The sequence below is a fragment of the Geomonas subterranea genome (assembly GCF_019063845.1).
Classification (GTDB): Bacteria; Desulfobacterota; Desulfuromonadia; order Geobacterales; family Geobacteraceae; genus Geomonas; species Geomonas subterranea.
In genome coordinates this window covers 2,950,078-2,970,013 of record NZ_CP077683.1, presented here as the reverse complement: position 1 = coordinate 2,970,013, position 19,936 = coordinate 2,950,078, and the positions used below count along the sequence as shown (strand labels likewise).

At 61.9% G+C, this 19,936-nt stretch carries 19 protein-coding genes; 10 read left to right on the top strand and 9 right to left on the bottom strand.

Features of this window, described 5'->3' with window-relative positions:
• Positions 1 to 97 precede the first annotated feature (97 nt).
• From KP001_RS12880 to KP001_RS12870, 3 genes are all read left to right on the top strand, one after another.
• Positions 98 to 2,110: an FAD-dependent oxidoreductase gene (locus KP001_RS12880; RefSeq protein ID WP_217286036.1), complete on the top strand. Its 2,013-nt coding sequence runs from the start codon at positions 98 to 100 to the stop codon at positions 2,108 to 2,110.
• Positions 2,111 to 2,165: 55 nt separating this feature from the next.
• Positions 2,166 to 4,637: a molybdopterin-dependent oxidoreductase gene (locus tag KP001_RS12875; protein WP_217286035.1), complete on the top strand. Its 2,472-nt coding sequence runs from the start codon at positions 2,166 to 2,168 to the stop codon at positions 4,635 to 4,637.
• 142 nt (positions 4,638 to 4,779) lie between these two features.
• Positions 4,780 to 5,016 (top strand): hypothetical protein, encoded by a 237-nt coding sequence (locus KP001_RS12870; RefSeq protein ID WP_217286034.1) that lies wholly within the window; start codon positions 4,780 to 4,782, stop codon positions 5,014 to 5,016.
• 9 nt (positions 5,017 to 5,025) lie between these two features.
• On the opposite strand, the gene KP001_RS12865 is transcribed toward KP001_RS12870, so the two are convergent.
• From KP001_RS12865 to KP001_RS12825, 9 genes are all read right to left on the bottom strand, one after another.
• Positions 5,026 to 5,586: a menaquinol oxidoreductase gene (locus KP001_RS12865; protein ID WP_217286033.1), complete on the bottom strand. Its 561-nt coding sequence runs from the start codon at positions 5,584 to 5,586 to the stop codon at positions 5,026 to 5,028.
• 32 nt (positions 5,587 to 5,618) lie between these two features.
• On the bottom strand, positions 5,619 to 6,461 hold the full coding sequence (locus tag KP001_RS12860; protein WP_217286032.1) for a cytochrome C: 843 nt from the start codon (positions 6,459 to 6,461) through the stop codon (positions 5,619 to 5,621).
• A 206-nt stretch (positions 6,462 to 6,667) separates the two neighbouring features.
• A complete protein-coding gene (locus KP001_RS12855) occupies positions 6,668 to 8,023 on the bottom strand; it encodes a polysulfide reductase NrfD family protein (RefSeq protein WP_217286031.1) in 1,356 nt (451 codons plus the stop codon).
• A complete protein-coding gene (locus KP001_RS12850) occupies positions 8,020 to 8,937 on the bottom strand; it encodes a 4Fe-4S dicluster domain-containing protein (RefSeq protein ID WP_217286030.1) in 918 nt (305 codons plus the stop codon). Before KP001_RS12850 ends, KP001_RS12855 begins: the two co-directional genes overlap by 4 nt.
• A gap of 46 nt (positions 8,938 to 8,983) precedes the next feature.
• Positions 8,984 to 9,508 carry a cytochrome c3 family protein gene (locus tag KP001_RS12845; protein ID WP_217286029.1) on the bottom strand — a complete coding sequence of 175 codons (525 nt, stop codon included), beginning with the start codon at positions 9,506 to 9,508 and terminating at the stop codon, positions 8,984 to 8,986.
• A 61-nt stretch (positions 9,509 to 9,569) separates the two neighbouring features.
• On the bottom strand, positions 9,570 to 9,743 hold the full coding sequence (locus KP001_RS12840) for a hypothetical protein (protein WP_217286028.1): 174 nt from the start codon (positions 9,741 to 9,743) through the stop codon (positions 9,570 to 9,572).
• Between the two features lie 38 nt (positions 9,744 to 9,781).
• Entirely contained in the window at positions 9,782 to 10,030 is a 249-nt protein-coding gene (locus KP001_RS12835) for a hypothetical protein (RefSeq protein WP_217286027.1), read from the bottom strand.
• A gap of 80 nt (positions 10,031 to 10,110) precedes the next feature.
• Entirely contained in the window at positions 10,111 to 10,497 is a 387-nt protein-coding gene (locus tag KP001_RS12830; RefSeq protein ID WP_183345652.1) for a response regulator, read from the bottom strand.
• Positions 10,498 to 10,608: 111 nt separating this feature from the next.
• A complete protein-coding gene (locus KP001_RS12825) occupies positions 10,609 to 10,860 on the bottom strand; it encodes a hypothetical protein (protein ID WP_217286026.1) in 252 nt (83 codons plus the stop codon).
• A gap of 556 nt (positions 10,861 to 11,416) precedes the next feature.
• Here KP001_RS12825 and KP001_RS12820 point away from each other — a divergent pair.
• From KP001_RS12820 to KP001_RS12790, 7 genes are all read left to right on the top strand, one after another.
• The gene (locus KP001_RS12820; RefSeq protein ID WP_217286025.1) at positions 11,417 to 12,823 is read left to right on the top strand and encodes a sigma-54-dependent transcriptional regulator; all 1,407 of its coding nucleotides are present in this window, start codon (positions 11,417 to 11,419) and stop codon (positions 12,821 to 12,823) included.
• Positions 12,824 to 13,033: 210 nt separating this feature from the next.
• A complete protein-coding gene (locus KP001_RS12815; RefSeq protein ID WP_217286024.1) occupies positions 13,034 to 15,346 on the top strand; it encodes a hybrid sensor histidine kinase/response regulator in 2,313 nt (770 codons plus the stop codon).
• Between the two features lie 6 nt (positions 15,347 to 15,352).
• On the top strand, positions 15,353 to 16,768 hold the full coding sequence (locus KP001_RS12810) for a sigma-54-dependent transcriptional regulator (protein WP_217286023.1): 1,416 nt from the start codon (positions 15,353 to 15,355) through the stop codon (positions 16,766 to 16,768).
• 311 nt (positions 16,769 to 17,079) lie between these two features.
• Positions 17,080 to 17,349 carry a hypothetical protein gene (locus KP001_RS12805; protein ID WP_217286022.1) on the top strand — a complete coding sequence of 90 codons (270 nt, stop codon included), beginning with the start codon at positions 17,080 to 17,082 and terminating at the stop codon, positions 17,347 to 17,349.
• A 25-nt stretch (positions 17,350 to 17,374) separates the two neighbouring features.
• Complete coding sequence (locus KP001_RS12800) at positions 17,375 to 18,088, top strand: DNA-binding transcriptional response regulator (RefSeq protein WP_217286021.1); 714 nt, start codon at positions 17,375 to 17,377, stop codon at positions 18,086 to 18,088.
• A 28-nt stretch (positions 18,089 to 18,116) separates the two neighbouring features.
• Complete coding sequence (locus KP001_RS12795; protein ID WP_224961371.1) at positions 18,117 to 19,205, top strand: multiheme c-type cytochrome; 1,089 nt, start codon at positions 18,117 to 18,119, stop codon at positions 19,203 to 19,205.
• Positions 19,202 to 19,924, top strand: coding sequence for a cytochrome b/b6 domain-containing protein (locus KP001_RS12790; RefSeq protein ID WP_217286020.1), 723 nt, complete (start codon positions 19,202 to 19,204; stop codon positions 19,922 to 19,924). Before KP001_RS12795 ends, KP001_RS12790 begins: the two co-directional genes overlap by 4 nt.
• The last annotated feature ends 12 nt before the right edge of the window (positions 19,925 to 19,936 follow it).

Genomic DNA, 19,936 nt, shown 5'->3' with positions numbered 1-19,936 from the left:
TGGATACTGTATACAATGTGCACCGGACAATTTACTTAATAAATGTAAATATTTAGCCGATAATGCGGCCAATTTTACAGCTATTTCGGAGGCCTAAGTGGCAGAGGTAGTTTTTTCCAGCTGGGGCAGAAACGTAGTTGATAACCGCAAGGGGGGCGAGAAGAAGGAAGTCTCCTTCAAGCTGCCCGCCACCTACGACGGGGAGCGGCCGCTTTCGGCCTTCATCGGCTGGGACGGCATCATTTTGTACAACAAGGATGTCGACATCCCTGCCATGGTCGCCGAGTACATGAAGCGTGTGCAGACCAAGTACGTCTGCGGCAAGTGCACCCCGGGCAAGAAGGGGACGCGCGTCATCATGGACGCCCTCTCCGGGATCATGGAAGGGCGCGGCAAGGAAGAGGACCTGGACACCATCCTCGACGTCGGGAGCGTCTTGTCGCACTGCAAGTGCACCCTCTGCCCGAGTTCGGCGGTACCGGTCATCGACGCGGTGACCCACTTCCGCGATGCCTTCGTGAACTACATCCGCGGCGCCAAGAGTCTCTCCTCGGAATTCCGCTACATCGAGAAGTACACCGCCCCCTGCATGGACAAGTGCCCGGCCCACATCGATATCCCTGCCTATATCGAGTCGGTGAAGGATTACCGTTTCGGCGATTCGCTGGAGACCATCCGCGAGTCGATGCCGCTTCCCTCGGTCTGCGGCCGCGTCTGCCCGCACCCGTGCGAGACCGCCTGCCGCAGGAAGAACGTGGACGAGCCGATCAACATCATGGTCCTCAAGCGCAGCGCATCCGACTACGAGTGGCAGCACGGCCACCTCCCCCCGATGGCTCCCAAGGCGAAGCAGTCCAAGAAGGTCGCCGTGGTGGGGGCGGGCCCGGCAGGTCTCGCCGCCGCCTATTACCTGGCCCTGGAAGGGTACCCGGTCACCATCTACGAAGCGCTTCCTCTGGGCGGCGGCATGGTCGCCGTCGGCATCCCCCCCTACCGTCAGCCGCGTCACCTGCTGCAGCGCGACATCGACATCATCCAGGGGCTCGGCGTCGAGATCATCTACAACACCCGGGTGGGCAAGGACATCACCCTCGACGAGCTGAGGCAGAAGTTTGACTCCGTGCTCCTCGCGCCGGGCGCACACCGCTCCAAGCCGATGGGTGTCGAGGGCGAGGACAAGGGGTACAAGGGCTTCCTGACCGGCGGCATCGACTTCCTGAGAAACGTGTACCTGGGCCTTCCCACCGGGATGGGCAAGAAGGTCTTCGTAGTCGGCGGCGGCAACACCGCCATCGACTGCGTCAGGGTGGCGCTGCGCGAGGGGGCCGAAGAGTCGGTGCTGGTCTACCGCCGCTCCCGCAACGAGATGCCGGCGGACGTCTGGGAGGTCGACGGGGCGGACGAGGAAGGGGTGCGCTTCGAGTTCCAGGTGCTCCCGACCAAGGTCATCGCCAACGACCAGAACGAGGTCACCGGGGTCGAGCTGATCAGGATGGCCCTGGGCGAGCCGGACGCCTCCGGGCGCCGCCGTCCGGAACCGGTGCCGGGCTCCGAGTTCATCATCGAGTGCGACACCATCATCCCGGCCATCGGCCAGGACGCCGACCTCTCCTTCATCCCGGCCGACGCGGGGATCGACACCACCAAGTGGAGCACCATCGTCACCAAGTACGTGCCGCTCAAGGGGCACGACGGCAAGGACCTGAAGGACGGCATGGGCAACATGCTCTCCAGGACCCTGATCACCGACTGCGACGGGGTCTTCGCATCGGGCGACGCCGAGATCGGCCCGCTCACCGTCGTGGCCTGCGTCGGCAACGGCCACCGCGCCGCCAAGGTGATCCAGCGCTACCTGGAAGGAAAGGGCGTCGACCTCACCGACGACGAACGGATGGAGGACATCCTCACCTACTTCGGCGTCTACGACAAGAACGAGGACGTGCAGTGGCTGGACAGCGCCTCGCGCGAGCACCAGAAGGAGGTGCACGGCAGGGAGAGGGCGAGCTACAAGAACTACTGCGAGGTGGAACTGGGCTACGGCAACAGCCAGGCGGTGCGGGAGGCCGAGAGGTGCCTGCGCTGCTACCGGGTCGCCATGGTGGCCGTCTAGGGCGGCAGCACCCGGACCTATTGCAATTCATTACACCGAATACTGAGGTTTTTATATGGTCAGCTTAACCATCGATGGCAAAAGCGTGCAGGTCGAAAAAGGTACCACCATACTGGAGGCCGCAGCCACGGTTGGGATCACGATCCCGACGCTGTGCTGGCTCAAGAAGGTCTCCCCCACCGGCGCCTGCCGCGTCTGCGCGGTAGAGGTCGCGGGTGTGGAGCGTACCATGACCGCCTGCAACACGCCGGTCAAGGAGGGGATCGAGGTCACCACGGACACCCCGGCCCTCAGGGAAGCCCGGCGCAAGATCATGGAGCTCATGCTGGTGAACCACCCGCTGGACTGTCCGGTCTGCGACGCCGGCGGCGAGTGCGACCTGCAGGATTCCTGCTACGCGCTGAACGCGACCAAGCAGGATTACTCGGCGATCCTCGAGCGCAAGGCGATCCGCTACGACTGGCCGCTCATCGAAAGCGACCCGAACCGCTGCATCCTCTGTGAGAAGTGCGTGAAGGTGGACCACGAGGTGGTCGGCTGCGACGCCATCGAGGTGGTCAACAAGGGTGAGGACGCCATCATCGACACCGTCGACGGCAAACCGCTCAACTGCGAGTTCTGCGGCAACTGCGTCGCGGCCTGCCCAACCGGCGCGCTCATCACCAAGCCCTTCAAGTTCAAGGGACGCCCCTGGACCTTCAACCGCATTCCCAGTGTCTGCGCCTTCTGCGGTGCCGGCTGCCAGATCGAGTACCACGCCAAAGACGGTCGCGTCGAGCGCGTCACCAGCGAGGACGACAGCTACAACAACGGCAACCTCTGCATCAACGGCCGCTTCGGCTACCGCTACCTGCATTCGTTGGAACGTCTCTCCGATCCCCTGCTGCGCGGCGACTCCGGCGCGCTCGCCAAGACGGACTGGGACACCGCCCTTTCCACGGCGGCCGCAAAGCTGAAGGAGATCGTGGCGCGTGACGGCGGCAAGGCCGTGGCGGGTCTTGGCTCCCCGAGGGTGACCAACGAAGAGAGCTTCCTGTTCCGCAAGATCTTCAGCGAGGCGCTCGGCAGCTTCAACCTCGACTCCGAGGCGGGGCTTGGCTTCGCGCAGGCGCAGGCCCAGATGCAGAGACGCTTCGGCTTCACCGGGGCCAGCAAGCAGCTGGACGCCCTGGACGAGGCACAGGCGATCCTGGTGTTTGGCTGCGACCTGAACGCCGAGGCGACCGGGGCCGAATACCGCGTCATCAAGGCGGCCACCAAGAAGGACGCCCGCCTCGTGCTGGTCAACATGCGCGACGTGAAGCTCAGGAAGTTCTCCAACGCGCACCTCAAACATCTCCCCGGCGCCGAGCTCCAGGTCATCTACGCCCTGATGAAGGGACTGGTCGAGGCAGGGGTGCCCCTTCCGGCCGGTGCCGAGAGCATCAAGGACGGGCTCGCGCAGCTCTCCATGGACGAACTCTGCCAGCAGGCCGGCATCACCGTGGCCGCGGTCGAAAACGCGGTACGGCAGCTCTCCGGGATGAGCCGCGTCGCCATCGTCTTCGGCGCGGACCTGATCAGGAGCGCGGATGCCTCCGCGAAGATCGCAGCCCTGGCCGACCTCGCCGTCCTCACCGGATCGGCAAGCGAGCAGGGGGGAGGCATCTTCCCGGTCGACGCCAAGAACAACACCGTGGGGATGCTGGACATGGGGGTCGCCCCGGGCGCCGGCGGCAAGGACATCTGGGGCATCGTCGAGGGGATCGAGCAGGGGAGCATCAAGGCGCTGTACCTCCTTGGGTGCGACCTGTCCGGCCTCCCGGACAACCAGCGCATCCGCAAGGCGCTGGGCAAGCTGGAACTCCTGGTGGTGCAGGACGTCTTCCAGGGGGATGCCCTCGAGTACGCCCACGTCGTGCTGCCGGCAGGTGCCGCCGCGGAGAAGAGCGGCTCCTTCACCTCCCTGGACAACCGCGTGCAGGCCATCTTCAAGGCCGTGGACGCCCCGGGCCAGGCCAGGGAAGACTGGGCCATCCTGGCGGGTCTCTACGGCAAGCTGACCGGCACCGCGCAGACGATCACGCCGGCGGGCATCATGGCGGAGATCAAGGGGGCGGCCAAGGGGTACCACCCCTTCGACGGCTCGCGCAACGGCGTCATCAAGGGGGGGAGCGTCTCGAGAACCGACGCAGCCCTGGCGCCGGTCGCCAAGCCCGCGGCACCCGCCCGGCCGAAATTCCAGCTCCTGGTCGGCCCCATCGGGTTCCATAACGGCACCTCCACCACCCGATCCGACGCCAACCTCGATGTGGCTCCGGCCGGCTTCGTGGAACTGCACCCGGCCGATGCGGCAGCACTCGGCATCGCCGAAGGGGCGAGTGTCAGGCTCAGCTCCGGCAACGGCGCCCTCACCGCTGCGGCCAGGATCAGCGCCAAGCTTCAGCCGGGGCTTCTCTTCGCCCCCTCGCACTTCCGCGACCTCAATGCCAACGCGCTGCTCAAGGGGAACTGCAACCTGGTAGAAGTGAAGGTTGAAAAAGCGTAACCCGCCGGTCATGGCATGACTGACGAAAAGGCCCCGTTCGACGGCACGGGGCCTTTTTTTTATGGCGGGGCGTGGCGTATGATGCTAGTCTTCTGGCTCAGCTACCGGCCCGGTAGCCGGTAATTTCTAAGGGAGGTGGCCCATGGAGGACAAACTCGCGCAGATAGCGGCTATGGCGGGAAAAAACGACAAGATCGCCGAGAAGCTGGAGCAGATGCTGACCGGCCCTAACGACCGTGCCTACGTGGTCTGCAGCTTCGAGGATTGCAAGCTGCACCAGAAGGGGCGCTGCACCATCTACACGGTGCTCGACGTCCCGCGCATGAAGACCGGACAGCCCTGCAGCAGCTACGAGAAGCTGAGCGCGGCGGAGAACTGAGGGGGGAGGTCAGTCGTAGAGGGAACCTTCGTCTTCTTCGGGGGGCATCCTGCCGTTTCGCTCCAGGAAGGCGAGTTGTTCGCTGCGTTTGCCGATCTGGTCGCTGCAGAAGGTCCAGATCCGGTAGCTTTCCAGGCAGAGGATGGTGAAGCCTGCGCCGAAGACAGCCCAGTAGTTGTCCTGGAGCGCCTCGGCGAAATAGTAGAAGAGGTAGAAGCCGGTCAGGTAGCCGACGTGGCAGAAGCTGCTCGGATGGCGCACCCCGCCCATCATGCGGGACAGACTCAGTATGATGGCCGAGAAGGTGTAGAGCACGAGCACCAGGCTGATCATGAGAGGCTTGGGCGCCGCTCCCAGCGCGGCCACCACCTCCTGCGGCCTCGGCAGAAACCAGAAGTCACGCCAGGCGACGGTGCTCAAAAGCAGAAACAGGGAAAGCGCCCAAAGTCCCCGGTTGGAGAACCGTTTCAGGCGCCCTATCTCGTCGAGAAGTCCCTGGCGCAACTGTCCCTGCGCGTCGCGCGCCAGATCCCCCATCGTCCCCGTCTTGTTGTTTTCCGCCTGCTCCATCGCTCGCTCGCTGACTTAAAACCGGGAAACTGTCACTTGTGCTGGCAGACCGGACCTTTCTCCGTCTGCTGGAAAGGCTTTTGCTCAACTTCGTTTAATTTTGCCCTGATAAAGTAGTAAGATTGCGCGATCTTGTCAAGCTCATAGGGAAGGTTGGGCGGACGCGACGTGCCGTTTCCTTCCTGGCTCCTCTCTGTGTACTCCTGCAGTTTCTTCATCGGAACCAGCACGATCATCTTTAGCAAAGTGATGACACCGGCTATGGTGAGGAACAGGGTGAGGATCGAAAAGATCAGCATCTGCATCCGGATCAGCGCCAGAGAGTGCAGCGTCGCCTCCTGTGACAGTCCGATATCCAGCGTTCCCAGTATCCTCTGCCCGGCGGGATGGAAGTGGCAGGCGGCGTTGGCGCAGTCAGGCTCGTTGTAGATCGGCGCGGTGATGGCGAGGATCTCGTCCCCGGCGGCGTTCTTGAAGGTGCGCGCCTTCTGCATGGTCCCAAGCGTGGTGACGGGCGCCGCCTTCTCGTGGCAGACCACGCACCCCTCAGCCTTCTTGTCCACCTGGCGGTTCACCTCCTCGGGCTTCGAGGAGAAGGCCACCACTCCCTTCTTGTTGAAGATCCGCACGTGCTGCACGCCGTTTTGGGCGCTGATGTTGCGGATGATGGCGCCGTTTAGCTCCGCGTCAGATTTCATCATGGCGTAGCGCGTTGACTTCAGCACGATGCCTGCCAGGTTGTTCGCCTGCGTGACGGAATCGCGGATCACCACCTGCTTGATGGCCGCGTAGAGGAGAACGAAGCAGACCACCAGAAATCCGGTAACCACTATCCCTACGGGAACCAAGGCCCTTCCTGCGATCTTGTCGAACATGGCTCCATCTCCAATCTGGGTCGCCGGCCTGCTGCCGCCGTCACCCCCGCTGTGCCGCACTTGCCTCTTTGTAACCACCCTCTACGGCCGGGCGCGGTCTCAAGGGGACTGGCCCCGTCAGGTGCCTGTCCCCCTGAGAGCCTGCACGATCCACTTTCCAGGGGCGCCGGCCCCACACGGCCGGCGCCCCTCCTTCGTCGATCCCGCTAATCCAGCTTGGTCATGCTGCTGTAGCTCGCCACCGGTACGCTGCTCGCCTCGCGCCTTCCCGGTGCCGGCACCGGTACCGCCTCGGGCACCGTCTCCTCCTGTTCCTGCAGGCGCCATTTGAACAGGATCGGGAGCCGGTACAGGATGAAGCGGTAGACCACGATGTAGGTGGCGAAGATGGTCAGGCTGATGACCACCTCGCGCCAGGGGGGGATCTCGCGGTGCGGCAGTTTCCAGTTGAAGGTGATCATGGCGGTGTTGACCCGGTTCAGCACCACGCCGAAGACCGTCATGAAGGCGCCCATACGGACGATGGCCATCTTCCTCGTGTGCACGCCGTAGGTCATCAGGGTGAGCGGAAGCATGAAGCCCACGATGATCTCGAACATGAACCACTGCCCCCAGCCGCTGTCCAGGTAGGCCCACTTGTTGTCATGGGCGATGGCGATCAGCTTGATGGTGATGTAGGTGGCGATCCCCATGCAGGCCCCCTTGGCGAGCGACACGGTCACCTTGTCCAGCTTCTCGTGGAAGCGGGTGTCGCCGCGCCACCCCATGGTCTTGGCCGCGATGGTGCTCACCGTGATCACCATGCACAGGCCGCCCGGCAGCGAGGAGACGAAGAAATGCAGCCACTGGAACGAGGAGGAGTACCAAAGCGGGTGCACCTTGCCCGGCGCGTAGGTGAACAGCGCGCCCAGAGCCCCCTGGTGCAGGGTCGAGAGGATGATGCCCGAAACGGTGAGCCCCAGGGTGATGCGGCGGATCGCCCGCTTGCCGGCCGGGAACCCGATCCACTCGAAGAAGGCGCTCGATACCTCGGCAACCTGCACCGAGAGGTAGGTGGCGACGTGCCAGGCCACCAGGAAGAGCACCGCCGCAGGCCCGAAGGATACCACCATCGGGTAGGGGAGGCGCCAGGGCTGCCCCAGGTCCGCGAGAAGGTAGATGACGGCGAAGAAGTAGCCCAAAAGTCCGTTCAAGAGCGCGAGGCGCTCGATCGGCTCAAGGTCGTGCCTGCCGAAGATCTCGCAGGCGGTGCCCAACTGGAAGCCCGAGGAGGAGAGCGGCACCATGGCGAAGAGTCCGAACCCAAGGAAAAGGCCCCAGGGGTAGTCGTTGGAGCCGCTCGTGGCCCAAGCCAGGCCGAAGAAGAAGCGGCCGATCAGGATCGGGATGCCGACGGCGAAGACGGCGGCCAGGATCCAGTTCAACGGGTTCCGAAACGCCTGCAAGAGGTACTGGCTCGGGGTGAGCCCGAGAAGGAGCTTGCTGACCAGCGAGCGCTTCTTGCCGTCCTCGTCATACGGTGAATCCACTATTGCCAAACCGTGCTGGATCATTTTTTTCATGGCTTGGTATCCTCCTGGTTGGAATCGGTATCATGCCCATGCCCATCGTGCTCCTGGTTCTTGCAGAGCAGGTGGATGCCGGAGAAAAGCGCCGGCCAGATGGAAAGCACCATCGGCACCATGCCGAGGAAATCCTTCACGTTGGAGATGATGGGGTCGTTGGAGAGGGTGGTGTCGAAGCCGAGCTTGTCGAAGCCCACGGGGGCCAGGTAGAGCCAGCTGGTCCCTCCCACCTCCTTCTCGCCGTAGACGTGGTCGACATAGCGGTCGGGGGTCGCGCGGATCCGCTCGTGCGCCAGCTTGATCAGGTCGGCGCGGTGCCCGAAGGTGAGCGCCTCCTGGGGGCAGATCTCGACGCATGCGGGGGGCTTGCCGTATTTGAGCCTGGTGTCGTAGCACAGGATGCACTTCTTGACGATGGGGTTGGTCGCGCTGTCGTAGTCGTAGCCGGGTGCGTTGAACGGGCAGGCGATCATGCAGTTGCGGCAGCCGACGCAGACCTTGGAGTTGTAGATCACGGCCCCTTCCTTGGTCTTCGTGTAGGCGTTCACGAAGCAGGAGGTGAGGCAGGCGGGCTCGTTGCAGTGGTTGCACTGCACCTTGCGGTACACGGGCCCGGAGGGCTGCTCTTTCTGGTAGCGGTTGACGACCGTATAGGCTTTTGCCGTCGGGCGCCGGTCGTGTTCGAACACCGACGGATCGTCGAAGGAGGTATCCGGTTCCGGTAGTTTCTGCTCCTTGTTGCAGGCAGCCTCGCAGCTGCGGCAGCCGATGCAGCGGGTGGTGTCGACCAGGACGCCCATCGCCTCCGGGTATCCCTCAAAGGAACCGCTGGCCCAACCCTTGTTGGTCTTGCCCAGCGCTATGGTGGTCCCGCCTATCAGGCACGCCTTCAGGAAGTTTCTTCGTTTCATCAGCGTTCCTCCTCAATTCATGATGAGCTGCTGTAGTTGGTGCATCTCATTCCTCTTCTGCATGGGCGGGTTTGGCTCCCTTGCGGTTCGTGCTGTAGAAGGCTGCGCCTTCCTTGGTGCGCGGGTGGCAGTCCTGGCACCCGGTCGGGCCGTTGCCGAGCTTGTTGTGGCAGCCGATGCAGTTTTGGTGCATCGCCCCCTTGAGCCCCATCTTGTCCAGGTGGTAACGCTGCTTGTCGGCGCGCTTGGCGGCCAGGGTCTCCGGAGAGAACGGGGCGGCCAGGTGGCACCCCTTGCAGGAGACCACCGCGGTCGGGCTCGAGTTCTGGTGGCAGCGGGCGCAGTTGGGGGCGAGGACCAGGGTGCCGGTGGTGTGGTGGTGGCAGTCGGCGCATTCCTTGATCGACTGGATGTGCTTGGCGTGGTTGAAGGTGAACGGGCTGTACAGCTTGCCGTTCGGGTTCAGTGTGACGGAATCCGGCACCGGCGCGCACTGCAGCGCAGCAGGGGAGGACACCGAGATGGCGCTTATGGATAGCGCGGCAACTATAAAGTGTTTGTAAGAGGACATGTCATGTTCTCCTGGCTCTGTAGTAGTGGGGAGGCTTTCTCCCTTGCTGCTCGATTCGATGCTAGTGGCGCGCCGTTTCCTTGCCTTCTTGTTCCCTTTTGTGCAGGTAGCGGTAGAACATGGGGAACCCGATGAAGAAGGCTACGCAGATGAGGTATTCCACCCCTTTGATGTACTGGTAGAAATCCACCAGCGTGAAGACTTCCTTTATCTGTCCTACGGCATCCAGTGTCATGGCTTGGCTCCTTTGCGATCAGGTTGAATTCCGTCTCCCTAGTGGCCCTTGACGCGGGAGGGAGACTTTTCCTGCTCCTTGCCGATCCCCTTGAGCATGCCGTAGAGGGTGATCAGGGCCGGGATCAGCTGGACCACCAGCACCAGGGCGCAGAAGCCGAGGAAAAGAAGGATCCCCATCTTGCTGACGAAGACTTTGCTGGTCGACGCGGCGAAAGCGTTCGCTGTCGTCATGAGAAAGACAACGGCTGTGTTCACGAGGGCTGGTAGGCGCATCTTGGTTTTCATGACTTCCTCCTTTTGGGGCTTTGATGTTGAAAGACTCGAACATTTATCTTCGGGGCCGATGGCGGCCCCCTTTGTTACCGTTACGCCATCTGCAATTTGAGACTCTCGAAGGCGCACTGTACTGCCTGTCTGATCTCGGCGCGGTCCTCGGCGTTCACCGGTTTGAGCGCGTGGTAGAAGATCCCCTCGCTCCTGAGTTTCCTCGAGAGCGGCAGCGAGGTGCCGGCTGCTATGAGAATGATGGAGAGCTTGCGGTTGCACTGCTTCAGCAGCGGGATGATCTCCGAGGCCGAAAACTCGTCGAACTTGGTTCCCAGGAGCACGACCTGGGCGGTTCTTTTCAGGATGCCGGAAACGGCGCTTTCTATGGAGTTGGTGACGATCACGTTGTAGCCGGACTCGATGAACATCTCGGCCATCTGTTTTCTGCAGTCCATGTCTTCGTCCACGATGAGAAGTCCTTGCATAGCTTTACCCTCACACGGCTGGGAGCGATCGGTTCCGCTGTACCTCGGCTGCGCACCGCTGATACCGGGTGGCGCATAAGCGGAAAGTCCGCCCCGCCTGCCGGCCAGCGGTCATAGGCCGGTCCTGTTGTCCTTGGCAACCTCTTTGGCGCGCTGCTCGACCTCGGTGGAAAAGATCCCTTTGAAGATGCGGAGGAACATGGCGAGGCCCGGCAAGAGTTGAAACAGGACCACCATGGCTATGAAGGCGGTAAAGATGATTGCAGCCAGGCCGAGCCCCCCGGTTTCCGTTGCAGCGGGAGATGCCATAGCCTGGGTTCCGTCCATCACCAGCGAGGCTGTCGTTGCGGATAGAACCTTCATGATAGTCTCCTTTCCTTTGGTGTGTCTGCGAACCTCGGTCTGCTTACCGGCCTGATCACCTACCTAGCATTCAACGTGCCATTCACGGATGTATGTGGCAAGTGGCCGTAATCACGATGCTATTCTGACGGCGGGCGGCGCTTCGGGCGCGGTTGGGGCGGCTGAATGTATAGTGCCTCTATACATGCCGCGGACCGGTCTGGAGGCGGGTGACGGCGGCTCTCAGGAAAAACGTAATGATTCCGGGTTTTAAGGTGGGGTGGCGCGGTGTATGGTTGCGGCATACACTTGGAAATACGGGTAATTCCCCGCGGTTGGGGCCATATTTGGCGCAGCGTTGGGCACGAATTCGCGGGTCTGTGTCTGTTTGAGCCGTGAAAGTATTTTCATGTCTTTATGTTGACAGAGGCATCTTTGTGGGCTATTGATACAGCGGACGGACTCCGTGGAGTGAGCACTCTTCTGTCACAGCATGAGGCCTGGTGCCGTCCAGCTTCAGCGGGCTCGGAAACCGATTGTACGGTGCATCTATAGCTGGATATAACATGGTGATTCTATGAATATTCTAGTGGTCGATGATGAGTCTGTTATCAGGGAGGGGCTGGCCAGGATTCTTGAAGGAGATTCCTTCACCGTAGATGCTGCCAAGAACGGGCACGCTGCCATAGAGCTTTTGCAGCAGAAACAGTTCGAGCTGATCATCACGGACCTCAAGATGCCGGGCATGAGCGGCTTCGAGGTGCTGAACGCGGTAAAGATCCTGCAGCCGGACACTCCGGTGATCATGATCACGGGCTTTGCCACGGTGGAGACCGCCGTCGAGGCGATGAAAAACGGCACCGTCGACTACATCGTCAAGCCCTTCACCCCGGAACAGATCCTCGAGAAGGTCCACCTGGCGCTGGAGCAGAAGAAGACCTCGGTGGAAGACATCGTGGTGAAGAAGGAGATCGACTGCCACCACGGCTTCGACGAGTTCGTCGGGGAAAGCCGGGAGATGCAGAAGGTTTACCGCCGCATCATCCAGGTCGCTTCCACCGACAGCACGGTACTTATCACCGGCGAAAGCGGTACCGGCAAGGAGCTTGCCGCGCGCGCCATTCACAAGCACAGTTCCAGGCGCGACCAGCCCTTCGTGGCCGTCGACTGCACCGCGCTGGCAGAAAACCTCCTTGAGAGCGAGCTCTTCGGCCATGTCAAAGGTTCCTTCACGGGTGCGGTCCAGACCAAGATGGGGCTTTTGATGGTCGCCGACGGGGGGACGCTCTTTCTCGACGAGGTCTCCAACATCAGCCTCGCCACCCAGGCCAAGCTCCTGCGCGTACTGCAGGAGCGGCAGGTCACTCCCATCGGCGGCACCCAGCCGGTCTCCTTCAACATCCACCTCGTGGCCGCCACCAACCGGAACCTGAAGACCATGGTGGCGGAGGGCAAATTCAGGGAAGACCTCTTTTTCCGTCTCAACATCATCCCTTTGGAGCTCCCCCCGCTGCGCGAACGCAAGGGTGACATCCCGCTGCTGATCCGGCACTTCATGAACAAGTTCGTCGAGGAAGTGGGGAAGGACCTGCGCGGCATCTCCCCGGAGGCGATGCAGTTCCTGGAAAATTACTCCTATCCCGGGAACGTGCGGGAACTGGTGAATACCATCGAGCGCGCCGTGGTTCTATGTGAGGGGGATGTGATTCAGAAGGAGAACCTTGAGCTTGGCGAGCCGGCGGAGGCCCCGGGCACCGGGTTCGACGGCTTCGTCCCGACCAGCGCCGAGGCCCTCAAGGAGATGAAGCGCCACATCCGCGACCGCTCGGTCGAAAACGTCGAGAAGGCCTTCGTCATCCAGGCCTTGAAACGCAATAACTGGAACATCTCCCGGGCCGCCGAGGAAACCGGCATGTTGCGCCCCAATTTCCAGACCATGCTGAAGCGTCTGGGGATTTCAGTTAAGGACTACTTCGGCCGATAGCAACCCTGCCGGCCACGCGCCGCGCCACCGTACCGGCCGTTATCACCGATGCGCCGGCGGCGACGTCACTGTCTTTGTTCCGTTACCCTCCCCCCGTCTTACTCACAGCTTCTGTCTTAAATCTCGGGCCATTCATGGCGAGCTTTTTCCAATGTGTTAAACTCAATGGGTGTTTCTCTTAACGGCCATCAGAGGCATGGGAGAGCGGGCATGAAAAGAATAAGCGATGAACGGAAGCTGACTCCCCTCAATATCTCCATTGTCTATGCCGTAGTGGGCATCCTCTGGGGTGCCGCTTCCTGCCTGTTCCCCGCCGTGCTGGCACATAAAAGCTTCATGTACACCTCCGTGGAGACCCTGAACCACGCCTTCTTCATACTTGCCACGGCAGCGCTCCTCTATCTGCTGATCAGTCGCAGCGAGGGGGACGTGGTGCGCGGCAGGGAATCCCTGTTTAGGGTGAACCGGGCGCTTAAGACCTTTAGCGGCTGCAACCAGGCCCTGGTGCGAGCAACGGAAGAGCTGCAGTTGATGAAGGATATCTGCCGCACCATCGTGGAGACCGGCGGGTACAAGCTGGCCTGGGTGGGAATGGCCGAGCACGACGACTGGAAGACGGTGCGCCCCGTGGCCCAGTGGGGGGACCAGGGAGGGTACCTCACCCAACTGGACATGAGCTGGGCCGACATAGACCGGGGGCGCGGGCCTACCGGGACCGCCATCAGGACCGGCACCACGCGCATCGTGCAGAACATCCGCTTCGATGCCAGCTGGGCTTTGTGGCGGGAGGAGGCGCTGAAGCACGGCTTCGCCGCGTCCGTTTCGCTGCCGCTGGTGAACGAGGGGCGCCCCTTGGGGGCGCTGGTGATCTTCGCCGGCGAGAAGCGGGCCTTCGGCAAGCAGGAGGTGAAGCTGCTGGAACAACTGGCGGACGATCTCTCCTTCGGCATCGCCACGCTGCGCATGAACGTCGAGCGCAAGAAGGCGGAACAGGAGATCATGCTGCTCGCCTCGGTTATCGAGCAGTCCAGGGAGGGGCTCATCCTCTTCGACAGCGACGGCACCATTCAGTACGTGAACCCGGCCATCGAAACCATAACCGGGCACGACGCCCAGAGCGTGGTCGGGCGCAACGTCGCCGCCCTGGGTGACGGCGACAGCGGTGCCGAACTCTACCGTTCCGTCTGGGACGACCTCACCAAGGGGGAGCGGCGGACGGGCGGGCACTTCATCCAGAAGGGTAAAGAAGGGGACTACTACGAAATCGATACCACCTTCTGGTCCATCTCGGATTCCTGCGGCACGGTGAAGAACCACGCCGCCCTGGTCCGTGACGTGACCCACGAACTGCAACTGGAGCGGCAATTGCGCCAGGCGCAGAGGATGGAGGCGATCGCGACCCTGGCCGGCGGCATCGCCCACGACTTCAACAACAACCTGGCCTCCATCATCACCTGCACCGAGATGGCGCGGGACGACGTGCCGCCGGATAGCCCACTGCGTGAGCTTTTGGACGTGGTGCTGAAATCGAGCTACCGGGGACGCAAACTCGTCAAACAGATCCTCACCTTCTGCTGCAAAGGAGAGCAGGAACGGCAACCGGTCCAGGTGGAGTCGATCGTGAATGAGTGCCTGAACCTGATGCGACCGTCGATTCCCTCGTCGATAACGGTCTGCTCTCGCCTGGAACAGGATCAGGGGCTGATCATGGCCGATCCGACCCAGATCCACCAGATCATCATGAACCTGGTCACCAACGCGAGCCACGCCATGAGGCTCAAGGGGGGGACCCTGGAGCTTGCCCTGGAGGACGTCACGCTCGACGCGGAGACGCTCGGGGCACCCGACCTTCCTCCCGGTCCATACCTCAAGCTGACCGTGAAGGACTCCGGCCACGGCATGGACCAAAAAACCATGGAACAGATCTTCGATCCCTTCTTCACCACCAAGGGGCACAACGAGGGGACCGGGCTGGGACTTTCCGTGGTGCACGGCATCGTCAGAAACCACGGGGGGGGGATCACGGTGAGCAGCAGGCCCGGCGTCGGGGCAACCTTCGAGGTATTTCTCCCCCGGATCGGAGCCGTGCAAAACAACTCCCTGCTGCAGACCGAAGCGGCGTCTTTGACCGGGACGGGCAGGATTCTCTTCGTCGATGACGAGGAGGACGTCGTCTTCTCGGGGAAGAAGATGCTCGAGCGCCTTGGCTACCAGGTGGTGACCGGTCGTGACGGGGTGGAGGCGCTGGAGATCTTCCGCGCGGACCCCGGCGCCGTCGACCTCGTCATCACGGACCAGACCATGCCGCGCATGACCGGGATCGAACTGTCACGGGAACTCGTTGCCGTGCGTTCCGACCTGCCGGTCATTCTCTGCACCGGTTTGGGGTCGGGGGTGGACCGTACCGCCCAGCGCGAGGAGGCGGAGCAGGCAGGGGTCCGCGAAGTAGCCTACAAGCCGCTGGACCGCGAGGAGATGACCGCGATGATACGACGGGTGCTGACACCGGACGGGGAGGCGTAACGAAGGATGGCGAAGATCCTGATCATCGACGACGAGGAGACCGTCTGCGAGTCCATGTCCCTGGTGGGCAAGCGCGCCGGGCACGAAACGAGCTGCGCCAGGACGCTGGCCGCCGGTTGCCAGATGGCTTCCGCAGGGGACTTCGACCTGGTTTTTCTCGACGTGCGGCTTCCCGACGGCAACGGACTGGAGATGCTGCCGCGCCTGGCGCAGGCGCCCTCCAAGCCGGAGATCGTCATCATGACCGGGTTCGGCGACCCGGCGGGCGCGGAGCTTGCCATCAACAGCGGCGCCTGGGATTACATCGAGAAGGGCTCCTCCGTGAAGGACATCACCCTCTCCCTGGTGCGGGCCCTGGAGTACCGCAAGCAGAAGCTCTCGCTCTCGGCCCACCAGGAGGTGGTCGCCTTGAAGCGGGAAAGCATCATCGGCAACAGCCCCGCGTTGAACGCGTGCCTTGACGCGGTGGCGCGCGCGGCGGTGAGCGATGCGGGCGTCCTGATCCTGGGGGAAACGGGGTCGGGAAAGGAGCTTTTCGCGAGGGCGGTGCACCAGAACAGTAAGCGCAGCGACAAGCCCTTCGTGGTGGTGGATTGCGCGAGCCTTCCGGAGACGCTGGTGGAGAGCCTGCTCTTCGGGCACGAGAAGGGGGCATTCACCGGTGCCGAAAAAGCCCGCGACGGGCTCATCAGCCAGGCCCACGGGGGGACCCTGTTTCTGGACGAGGTGGGGGAACTCCCCTTCGCCACGCAAAAGGCTTTCCTCAGGGTCCTGCAGGAGAGGCGCTATCGTCCGGTGGGAGGGCAGCGCGAGCTGGAGAGTGATTTCAGGCTGGTCGCCGCCACGAACCGGAACTTGAACCAGATGGCGGAAGCCGGGACGTTCCGAAGCGACCTCATCTTCAGGTTGAGCACCTTCGTCATCGAGCTCCCCCCGTTGCGCGACCGAAGCGACGACATAAAAGAGCTTGCCCGTTACTACATGGACAAATTCTGCGAGCATAACGGTCTCTCACCCAAGGGGAGCTGTCCGGAGTTCATGGAGACGCTGCAGGCGTACAGCTGGCCGGGCAACGTCCGTGAATTCATCAACACCATCGAGCGTACGGTGCTGACCGCGCGGGAGCAGCCGGTCCTTTTCGCCCAGCACCTCCCTACGCAGATCCGGGTCCAGGTCACCCAAAGCGCGGTGAACCGCCACGAGACATCGGCCGCTCCCCCGGCTCAGCCGTCACCTCGCGCCGAACTCCCCAAGCTGAACGATTTCCGTGACAACGTCTATAACCAGGCGGAAAAGCGCTACCTGTGCGACCTGATGTCGCTTTCCCAAAACGATATCGCCACCGCCTGCAACCTCTCCGGGCTCTCGCAATCGCGACTCTACGCCCTCTTGAAGATCCACGACCTGCACCGCCCGACCTAGCCGCCGCACCTTCCCTCTTTGCCCCCCGTTTCTTTCCTGTCCCGCAAGAACGCTCCTGCACGGCAGGAAAGCCATCTGCCCCCTCGCCACGTTAAATTCGTGCTGTAACCGTCTGTATTCATAATGGTTTCTCCTTCGGGCCCGCAGGCAGCTCTCCTGGATGGCGTCCGCCTGCAATCCCCCGCTTTTGGGGAGGGTCCAGGCGTAAGTGGCCGGTATTGCGCGTCTTCCAAGAGGTGTGCACGTTTCGGCATCAGGGTTGCTAAGTATGGGTAACCCTTCGGGGAATAATGCGGAAAAAGGAGAGGGCCATGACAAAAGAAACGCGTGAATCATTGTCCGGGAAAGTGACAAGTTGGTCGATCATCGGGGTTGTCGTGGCCGGGACGCTGCTCATCTCCGGCATTGCCGACGTCTCCGAGGGGAGCGGGCTGATGGCGAAGATATTCCTTCTCTTTATCGGCGCCATCATCGTCGTGCAGGTCATCCCTGGCATCATGCTCTTCAGCGCGATGCTCAAGGGTCTTTACGGGCTGTTCGGCAAGAAGGTAAAGGTCCCTCTGGAAGATGACAAAAAGTAGCTGTTCGTGAGACGCGAGGTGGCTTATGGACGAACGGGGAATCATCATAGCGGACCGCGACGCGGATTTCCGCAGGCAGGTAGCCGAATACTTCCGCAAGGCGGGGTATGAGGTTGAGACCACTGATTCAACAGTCCACGTGCTCTGCAGCATCCTGCAGAAGAAGACACCGGTGTTGTTGTTGGGAAGTGACTTCGACCAGAAGGTTTCGTCTTCCGACCTGATTCACCTGCTGAAAAAGTGCAACCGCCATCTGAACGTCATCATGGTCTCCGACGACCTGCCGCTGAGCCAGGCGAGGCAAGTACGCAAGGAAGGGATCTTCTACCAGGCCATGAAGCCGGTGGAAAACGGTGATACCGAGGAACTTGGGCTCGCCGTCGAATGCGCCTTCAAGACCTACCGCGCCAGCCGGCAGCAGGAGCGCATGGAGGCCGCGATGCGGCGCCGGGCACATCGGCGGGAGTCGGTGGAAAAGCAACCCGCCAGTGTGCCCAGGCGCTTCTCCTGGCTGATCGCGCTCTCCGTTCTCGTCTTCGGCACCAGTTTCCTGGCACTTTCGGCCGCCCAGAGCATCGATCGTGGCGGCAATCTGGGGATGTGGCTCTTCCTCGGATTCAGTGCGCTTTTGCTCGTGGCGCAGTTCTTCCCGGTGTTCCGGATCAAGTTGCCGCATCGCATCTCGGCGCAGCATGCCGCCAAAGAGCAGGCTGCCTCATCCGACAAAAAATCATCCTAAAGGACGTGCTCCTTGAAAGGAGGGATACGTGAAACCAGCCGACCTACAAAAGATGAGTTTGCTCGCAAAGCTGGCGTTGTGCGCCTGGGCCCTTGCCGGGCTTATCGCTCAAGCCAACGCCTGGGGCTTCTCTTACGGGGACCAGACCGCCAACAACCAGGTCTGCCTGTCCTGTCATGGTAAAACTGGCGAGGTGCCCAAGGGGACCTACATCGACCCGCAACGCTTCACACAGACCGCCCACGCCAACCTCGGGTGTGAAGCCTGCCACGCGACCGTCCCCGCCAACCACCCCGACGGTAACAAGGTGCCTAAGGCCGACTGCCGCGAATGCCACTCCGGCATCAGCGAGGAGTACGCCAGGGGGCTGCACGCCTCCAAGACCTCCTGCAATGGCTGCCATAATCCGCACCTGGTGCAGAACCCCAAGGACGTTTCCGGACAGGAGATCAACATGATCTGCTCCAACTGCCACAACTCCTTGGAGATGACCGCGAAGCATGGCGAATGGCTACCCCAGTCGGAACTGCACCTGCGCATGCTGCCGTGCATCACCTGCCATACCGGTGCCCGGGACTACTACATCAGCATGTACATCGTCAAGAGCAAGGGTGACAGCCGGTTCGGCAAGCGGGAAGTCGCCGAGTACGACGAACTGAAAACCATGGCCGGTGGCCGCCCCATCGTGTCCCTCATCGACACCAACCGGGACAACTACGTTTCTCTCGAGGAATTGCGCGTCTTCAACCGGACCCAGACGTCGCTCCATCTGTACGGGATGATGACCCCCGCGACGGTCTCACACAAGTTCGAGATTCTCGACAGCAGGCGTAACTGCAGTTTCTGCCATACCTCGGGCTCCGGGCCGATGCAGACCAGTTTCATAGCCGTGCCGGAAGCCGATGGCACCTTCCTGAGAGTGCCGGTGGAAAAGGGGGCGGTCCTCGATGCCCTCTACGCCGCTCCGGATTTCTACATGATGGGGTCCACCAAGAACGCGAAGCTGAATCAGATCGGGCTCGCCATCATCTGCTGCGGTCTCATCATGCCGGTGGGACACGGGTTCGTACGGTTCCTGACCCGTAAAAATAGGAAACAAAAGGAGCATCAGTCATGAGCGAGAAAACGAGGATCTACCTACAGCCCTGGCCCATACGCATCTGGCACTGGATCAACGCCTCGGGCATCATCATCCTGATCCTGTCCGGCGCCCAGATCCGCTTTCCTGAGACACTGAGCATCTTCAGCAGCTACAAGAGCGCCATCGAGGTGCACAACACCGCCGGGATCATCGTTGCCATCTCCTTCTCGTTCTGGTTCTTCTACTACAAGATGGTGAAGAACACGCTGGACAAGTTGTACATCCCGGACGAGGAGGACATCAAGCACGGCCTGGTACGCCAGCTCCTTTATTACTGCTTCTGGTACTTCCTGGGGCGCCCGAGCCCGTATCATGCCACGCCTGATCACAAGTTCAACCCGATGCAGAAATCGGCCTACCTGGCAGTCATGTTCGTACTCATGCCGCTGGTGGGGCTCACGGGTATCCTGCTGCTGAACGTGACCCCACTGCGTGTGCTGGTTCTCATGTGGGGCGGCATCAAGGTCATCGTCGCGCTCCATTTCCTCCTGGCCTGTTCGCTGCTCGCCTTCCTCTGCACGCACGTCTACCTGGCGACCCTGGGGGACTACATCAAGCCGATGCTGATCGGGTGGGAGGACGTGGAAGAGCATGAGGAAGTTGAGCCGGCACCGGAGGTGGTCATACCCGGCTACCGGCCGGTACGGCACTATCCGGAATACGAGCGGGCGCTTTTGGAGCAGCGTCACAGTTGATGGGACAGGGGT